The sequence below is a fragment of the Spirillospora sp. NPDC049652 genome (assembly GCF_040675125.1).
Lineage (GTDB): Bacteria > Actinomycetota > Actinomycetes > Streptosporangiales > Streptosporangiaceae > Spirillospora.
On the sequence record NZ_JBFAOF010000364.1, the window covers coordinates 1 to 6592 of the forward strand.

At 72.6% G+C, this 6592-nt stretch carries 6 protein-coding genes; 1 reads left to right on the top strand and 5 read right to left on the bottom strand.

The features are described 5' to 3' along the window. Nucleotides 1-182: 182 nt before the first annotated feature. The 4 genes from AB0J52_RS22120 to AB0J52_RS22135 all read right to left on the bottom strand — a co-directional run bounded on the left by AB0J52_RS22120 (nucleotide 183) and on the right by AB0J52_RS22135 (nucleotide 5206). A complete protein-coding gene (locus AB0J52_RS22120; protein WP_500183741.1) occupies nucleotides 183-1523 on the bottom strand; it encodes a glycosyltransferase family 4 protein in 1341 nt (446 codons plus the stop codon). A gap of 177 nt (nucleotides 1524-1700) precedes the next feature. Next, nucleotides 1701-2936, bottom strand: coding sequence for a L,D-transpeptidase (locus tag AB0J52_RS22125; protein ID WP_500183744.1), 1236 nt, complete (start codon nucleotides 2934-2936; stop codon nucleotides 1701-1703). Between the two features lie 189 nt (nucleotides 2937-3125). Continuing rightward, complete coding sequence (locus AB0J52_RS22130; protein WP_500183747.1) at nucleotides 3126-4304, bottom strand: L,D-transpeptidase; 1179 nt, start codon at nucleotides 4302-4304, stop codon at nucleotides 3126-3128. Between the two features lie 143 nt (nucleotides 4305-4447). Beyond that, on the bottom strand, nucleotides 4448-5206 hold the full coding sequence (locus AB0J52_RS22135; protein WP_500183750.1) for a VC0807 family protein: 759 nt from the start codon (nucleotides 5204-5206) through the stop codon (nucleotides 4448-4450). A 221-nt stretch (nucleotides 5207-5427) separates the two neighbouring features. Here AB0J52_RS22135 and AB0J52_RS22140 point away from each other — a divergent pair, with 221 nt between their 5' ends. Then, complete coding sequence (locus AB0J52_RS22140; RefSeq protein WP_500183753.1) at nucleotides 5428-5898, top strand: SCP2 sterol-binding domain-containing protein; 471 nt, start codon at nucleotides 5428-5430, stop codon at nucleotides 5896-5898. Between the two features lie 7 nt (nucleotides 5899-5905). On the opposite strand, the gene AB0J52_RS22145 is transcribed toward AB0J52_RS22140, so the two are convergent. Beyond that, nucleotides 5906-6592: LysR substrate-binding domain-containing protein (locus AB0J52_RS22145; RefSeq protein ID WP_500183756.1), on the bottom strand; the 687-nt coding region annotated here is incomplete at its 5' end.

Sequence of the window (6592 nt, forward strand, 5' to 3'; positions counted from 1 at the left end):
CGGCGTCGGCGGCCACGCGTCCCCGCTCCGTCCTGAGCCACTGATCCACACCGGGCCTCCGGCACCGCACGGGGCAGAAGAAGCGGCGGTGCCTAAGAAACACCGCGAGCCGGACATGCGACACGGCCGGGTCCCGAGGTCGGGACCCGGCCGTGTCGCATGTCCGGGCGGACGCCCGCGTCTCAGTGCCGGGCGAGCGTCTCGTCCAGCAGCCTGATCCAGAGCGGGCCGATCCGGTCCAGGTGGTAGCGCTCGGTGGCGGCGGGCGCGGCGTCGCCCAGCCGGTCGCGCAGGTCGCGGTCGGACATGAGGCGGTCGAGCGCGGCGGTGAGGGCGTCCAGGTCGCGGGGCGGGACGAGCAGCCCGTTCACCCCGTCCTCGATCATCTCCGCCGGACCCGCCGGGCAGTCGAAGGACACCACCGCCACGCCCTTGCTCATCGCCTCCAGCAGCACCAGCGGCATGCCCTCGTACCGGGACGACAGCGCGTACACAGAGGCGCGCTCGAGGGCGCCCGCGATGTCGGTGCGCGGTAGCAGCTCGATCCGGTCGCCCACGCCGAGCTCGGCGATCTGCTTGCGGAGCCGGGCCTCGCGGGCCCCCGTGCCGTGGATGCGCAGCCGCCACTCCGGATGCTTGTCGACCAGCGGCGCGTACGCCTTGATGAGCATGTCGAAGCCCTTCGCGCGGACCAGCCGTCCGGCGGCCAGCACCACGGGGGCCGTGCGCGGGGACAGGCCGCCGCGCAAAGCGGGCAGGGCGTTGGGGATCGCCACGATCCGCACCGGCGTGTCCGCGAGCGCCCGGGCGAACCCGTCGCGGGCGGTCTCGGTGAGGGCGACCAGCACCGACAGCCTGCCGTACCGGCGCAGGATCTCCCCGCGCAGGGCGGGGCGGTAGCCGGGCAGGTGCCGGTGGTCCTGCCCGATCGTGACGACGCCCTTGGGCGCCAGTTCGGCGAGCAGCAGGACGAGCGAGGGGCGGGTGCCCATCAGCACGTCTGCGGGCCCCGCCAGGACGGCGCGGACCAGCCGCAGGTCCGTCAGGAGGTTCATGTCCCGGAAGCTGGCGTCCTCCAGCGGGGTCAGGATGCTCGGCAGCCGCCGCAGCACACGCCGCGACAGGTGCAGCAGCCGCCCGGCCGCCGGACCGTGCGCCCCGGGACGGCGGTCGTCGGCGAAGGTGACGCGGACGCCGTCCGGGACCGGGAAGAACGGGTCGTCCCGCCACCGGATCACGCTGACGATCTCGACGTCGTGGTCGCGGGCCAGGAACCCGCACGTGCCGAGGACGGTCCGGATCGTCCCGCCGGTGCCGTAGGCGTGCTGGAGCAGTACCCGGACGACCGGCCGCTCCCCGTGGGCCGGTCTGATCCGGCCGCGCGCGACGAGCCGCAGCAGCACGAACGCCAGCCGGCGGACGAGCCGGTGGACGCCGCGCCCCGGGTCCTTCAGCCGCGCCTTCCAGCTCCTCCGACGCTTGGCGGGAGCGTCCCCGGACGCCTTCCCTACCTGACCTGCCATCATCCGCAACCCCCGAACTTTCAGAGCACTCCCAGTGCTCTCGGGGGCCATCCTGCTCGAAGGATCGGGTGATCCGTAGAACTTTCCCGGAGACTGGTGCGCGGTGCCCCGGATACGGTTCGGGTGTCCGGATCCGCGGTGCCGCCGGACGCCGGCCGGGGCCCGGCGGCCACCGGATCAGCCGGCGGTGTTGACCTCCTGCTGGAGGGCTCCGCCGCGCACCCACTTGGCCCAGGACATCTGGTAGAAGCTCCAGCCGTTGTCCCAGGGCAGCTCCCGGTCGGTGCCGGTGATGACCACCGGGTCGCCCAGGTAGGAGAAGCTGTAGTACCACTCGGCCTTGCTGGGCGGGGAGTTCACGCAGCCGTGGCTGACGTTCTGCCGCCCCTGCGCCCACGTGGTGGACGCCATCGAGTGGATGTACTCGCCGCTGTTGGAGATCCGGACGGCGAAGGGGATGACCTCCTTGTAGCCGCCGTTCGCCTTGTCCTCCGGCTTGACGCCCATCCACTCGGACGTCATGATCGCCGGGTTCTCCTTGCCCATGGTCAGGTGGACGCCGCTGGTGGTCTCGTAGATGTCGACCCCGTTGCGGATGCGTCCGCCGCGGCCGGCGGAGATGCCCCAGCCGTTGACCTTGACGCCGTTCTTCTTCACCACGAGCCGGTGCTTCTTGACGTTGACGGTGACCATGTGCGCGTCGCCGATCTTGAACGAGCGGGTCACGTCGGCCATGCCGTAGGTGCGCTTGCCGGACTTCACGCCGGCCAGCTTGGCGGTGAAGGTGATCTTCTGGTTGGGCTGCCAGTACGCGCCGTTCTTGGTGCGGAAGACGACGTGCTGGTCGTCGGTCCACCGCCACGCGCCGACGCCCGGCTTCTCCGAGCGCACCTGCAGCACCTTCTCGACGGCCTTGCGGTCGCCGACGTCCCGGTTGAAGGTCACCATGATCGGCATGCCGATGCCGACCTTCTGCCCCGCGCTCGGCGTGACGTCGGTGATCTCCAGCTCGTTGCCCGCCTTGACCGTGCCGAACGCGCTGGTGGCGGTCGCGGTCTTGCCCTTGGGGCTGCGCGCGGACGCCTGGACCTGGTACTGCGATCCGGGCCGCAGCGTGCGCGACTGCCAGGTGGTCTTGTCCGCCGACATCTCGCCCTCGACGGGCTTGCCCTTGCGGGTGACCACGACCTGGTCCAGCGTCCCGCCGGCGACCTTGACCGTGACGCCGGCGTCCGGGGCCGCGCGGCCCTCGCCGTTGCCCGGTGTGATCGTCAGCTGTGGCGACCCGGCCTCGGCCTTGCCGTCCACGTTCGTGCCCTCGTGCTTCTCCCCGCCGCCGCACGCCGTCAGCGCCAGCGCCATCGCGGTGAGCCCCGCGCCCGTCCGCACCCCCGCGGTGAGCGTCCGCCCCACGTCAACCTCCCGAGACCCCGCCGTATGCGGGAGACATTAGCGACAATTGTCACCGTTTTGGTGGTTGATCGGACGCATCACATGCTCCGAGATCAAAGCGTTGCCGAACGCCCCGGGGGTAAGCGAAGCCCCCTTACCGGTCAGACGCTCCAGCGCGGTGACCCAGGTCACCGCGCTGCCGGCCCGGAATCAGGCGAGCGCACTGCCCGCCTTCCACTTGGCGAAGGACATCTGCCAGAAGCCCCAGCCGTTGTCCCATTCGAGCTGGCGGCTGCTGCCGGTCAGGTCGAGCACGTCGCCGCGCTGCGCGGTCTCGTGGTACCAGCGCGCGTTGGCCGGGCTGAGGTTCAGGCAGCCGTGGCTGGTGTTGGCCGAGCCCTGGATGCCGACGTTCCACGGCGCGGAGTGGGTGTACTCGCCGCTGTTGGAGAACCGCACGGCCCAGTCGACCTCGGTCTTGTAGTAGCCGGGGTCGCCCGGCTTGCGGCCCGGGGACACCATCGTCACGTGCCCCTCGCTCCCCATCAGCAGGTGGACGCCGCTGGTGGTGGTGTACTCGCGGGTCGAGCCGTTGCCCGCGCTGAACGGGATGCTCCGGATCTTCCGGCCGTCCTCGTACACGGTCATGTGGTGCGCGGCGATGCTGCCCTTGGTGATCCGCTTCGCGCCGATGTTCATCGTCGCGGAGGTGTCCTTGGCGCCGTAGACGCCGCGGCCGATGCCGACGCCGGCGATCCTCGCGTCGATCCGCACCTTCTGGTGCGGGGCCCAGTAGGTCTTGGTGCGGTAGACGACCTGGTCGTCCCCGATCCAGCGCCAGGCGCCCTCGACGGGCTTCTCCGGGGTGACCGTCAGCGCGCGCTCGACGGCGGCCTTGGCCGCCCGGTCGGCGACGGCGCGGTTGAAGCGGACGAAGACCGGCATGCCGACGCCGACCTTCTCCCCCGTCCGGTTGGGCGTGATGTCGACCACGCGGAGCGTCTTGCTGGGCTTGAGGGTGCTGAACCGGCTGGTCACGCTGACCGGCTTGCCGTCCCGGCGGCCCTGCGCCGTGACGGTGTAGTCGGTGCCGGGCTGCAGCGTCCGGGACGAGCGCCAGCTCTTGCGGTCGGCCGACAGCTCACCGGCCACGGTCGCGCCGCCGCCCTGGAGGGTGACGCCGTCCAGGGTCCCGGAGGCGGCCTTGACCTCGACGGTCCCGTCCGGCTTCACGGCGGTCGCGCCGTCCCCGGGGGTGACGGTCATGGGGGCGGACGCCTCGGCGGCCAGCCGCCCTTGCGCCGCCCCGTCACCGCCCCCGCAGGCCGACGCCAGCATCAGCACCGCCCCCGTCCCCGCGACGGCAATGCCCAGACGCCCCTTCGCCATGAAAATCCCCCCAGATCCCCCAGATGGCGTACAAGGGGAAAATTTATCGGAGATCAGGACGTAAGCCGACCATGACGACGGCGCCGCCGCCCGGGACGGTGCCTCCGTGCGTCAGTGCGGGGGGCGGTGCGGGGGCGGCGAGGTCAGGCGGGGACGGGCTCGGCGTCGACCCGGCCGGCACAGCGCCGGAAACCCCAGACCGAGGCGGCGACGGCGGCCGCGCCGATGGCCGCGACCAGCGAGGTGCGCACCCACAGGAAGACCGTGAGCGACTGGCTGAACAGCATCCACAGGCTGATCGCCGCGTTCACCAGGAACACCGACGACCACAGCAGCGAGACCCGGGAGAAGAACCGGCGCACCCGGACGTGCCGCAGGAACGCCTCGGGCATCGGCACCATGTCGGTGGCGAGCTTCTGCGCCAGCGGCCGGCGCAGCGGCACCGAGGCGAGGAACGAGACGCCGACCAGGAGCGTTCCGAGGGTCGGCTGGAGGAAGTAGACCACCGCGCTGTGCGTGACAGCGGCCAGTCCGGCCCGGGCGGTGACGCCCAGCGCCGCCAGCACGAGCATCCCCGACACCCCGTGCCCGCGCGTGTACCGCCAGGCGAGTCCGCCGTAGACCCAGGCGACCGCCGCGACCAGCCCGCCGTTCAGGCCCCACAACGCGAACGCGGCGTAGAACACCGCGACGGGCGCGATCACGCCTTCGACGAAGCGCGGCGCGGCATGCCGCAACAGCACCGGCAGCCGGGGCAGATCGAAGCGGTGCCCGGCGGCGCCCCGCCCGTCCCGCTCCGGCCTCCGTCGCCCGGCCGGCGCGGGCCCGGTCCCGGCCGCCTCGGGCCGGGACTCACCCGCCGCGTCGGGGGCGGCGTCCTCTCCTGCCACGTTCTGGTGCATCGAGCCTCACGCTCCCGCGCCTCGCGACGACGGCCCCGGCGGCATCCGAGACCCGCTTCACGGTACGTGAGGATCCGGGCTGCGACCGGACATTCCGGCCGGCGCCGGGCGCGGGCGACACGGCCGGAGCCCGCTGCGCACCGACCGGTCCGGGCCTTTCCCTTGACCGTATTGGACTCGTCGTTAACAGTGCGGGGAGCAGGCCACCCCGAGGAGGCGCGATGGGCACGCAGACCCCGTCCGGAACCGGCGACTTCAGGCAGCTGCTGGAGGAGGTGAGCACCCCGGCCGAGCTGCGGGAGCTCCTGAACGCCGACGGCGTGGACGACAAGGTGATCGCCGAGTTCGTCCAGGCGGCCGGAGTGGACGACGTCCTCGACCGGATCTTCGCCCTCATGGCCGGACGGCTCGTCCCGGAGAAGGCGGGCGACGGCACGGGCAGCGTCCGGTGGAACATCAAGACACCCGACGGCTTGCGCAGCTACCACCTGGACATCGCGGGCGGCCGCGCGGAGGCCGGGCGCGGCGCTCCTGAGAAGGCGAAGGTCACGCTCGGCATGTCGCTCCCCAGCCTGCTCCGGCTCTGCACCGGGGAGCTGAACGGCGTCACCGGCGTGATGACGGGCAAGATCAAGGTGTCCGGCGACATGATGTTCGGCGCGAAGATGCAAGGCTGGTTCGACTACAGCTGAGGCGGGGTCAGGACTCGGGGAGGGCGGGGCCGGCCTGGCGGGCGGCCGAGTAGAGCGTCCGGAGGGTCACGGCGACGGCCGGGCGGCGGACGCTGGCGGCGCGGGTGACGGCGTAGACCTCGCGGGCCAGGGTGCAGCCGGGAATCCGGCGGACGGCGACCTCGCGTTCCCCCGCGGCCAGCGCGAGGGCCGGGACGGCGGCGATCCCGAGGCCGCGCGCCACCAGGCTGAGGATGGTGTGCAGGCCCTCGAACTCCCAGGGCACCGGGCCCGTGCCGCCGACCTCGTCCAGCAGGCGGTCCACGGCCTGGCGGGACGGCTCGCCGGGCGGCGCCGCCATCCACGCCTCCCCGCGCAGCGCCCGCAGGTCCACCGGGTGCGCGGGGTCCGAGAGCGGATGGTCGGCCGGGACGACCAGCACCAGGGGGTCGCGGCGCAGCCGGAACACCTCCAGGGACGCGGGGACCTGCTTCGACAGCGAGCCGGTCCAGTCGTCCACCAGAGCGATGTCCACCTCACCGCCGCGGACCTGGCTGAGGCCGTCGCCGAGCCGGGTCTGCCGCAGCACGAAGGTCAGCCCGGGATAGTCGGCGAGGCCGTGCGCGAGAGCCGGTGCGAACGCGACGGCGGCGGTCGGGAACGCGGTGACCGCGATCCGGCCCATGGGCGCCTCGGCCTGCGCCGACAGTTCGGC

Coding starts and splice junctions, on each gene's coding strand:
- AB0J52_RS22120 (WP_500183741.1), bottom strand. CDS start 1,523: ATGGCAGGTCAGGTAGGGAAGGCGTCCGGGGACGCTCCCGCCAAGCGT.
- AB0J52_RS22130 (WP_500183747.1), bottom strand. CDS start 4,304: ATGGCGAAGGGGCGTCTGGGCATTGCCGTCGCGGGGACGGGGGCGGTG.
- AB0J52_RS22135 (WP_500183750.1), bottom strand. CDS start 5,206: ATGCACCAGAACGTGGCAGGAGAGGACGCCGCCCCCGACGCGGCGGGT.
- AB0J52_RS22140 (WP_500183753.1), top strand. CDS start 5,428: ATGGGCACGCAGACCCCGTCCGGAACCGGCGACTTCAGGCAGCTGCTG.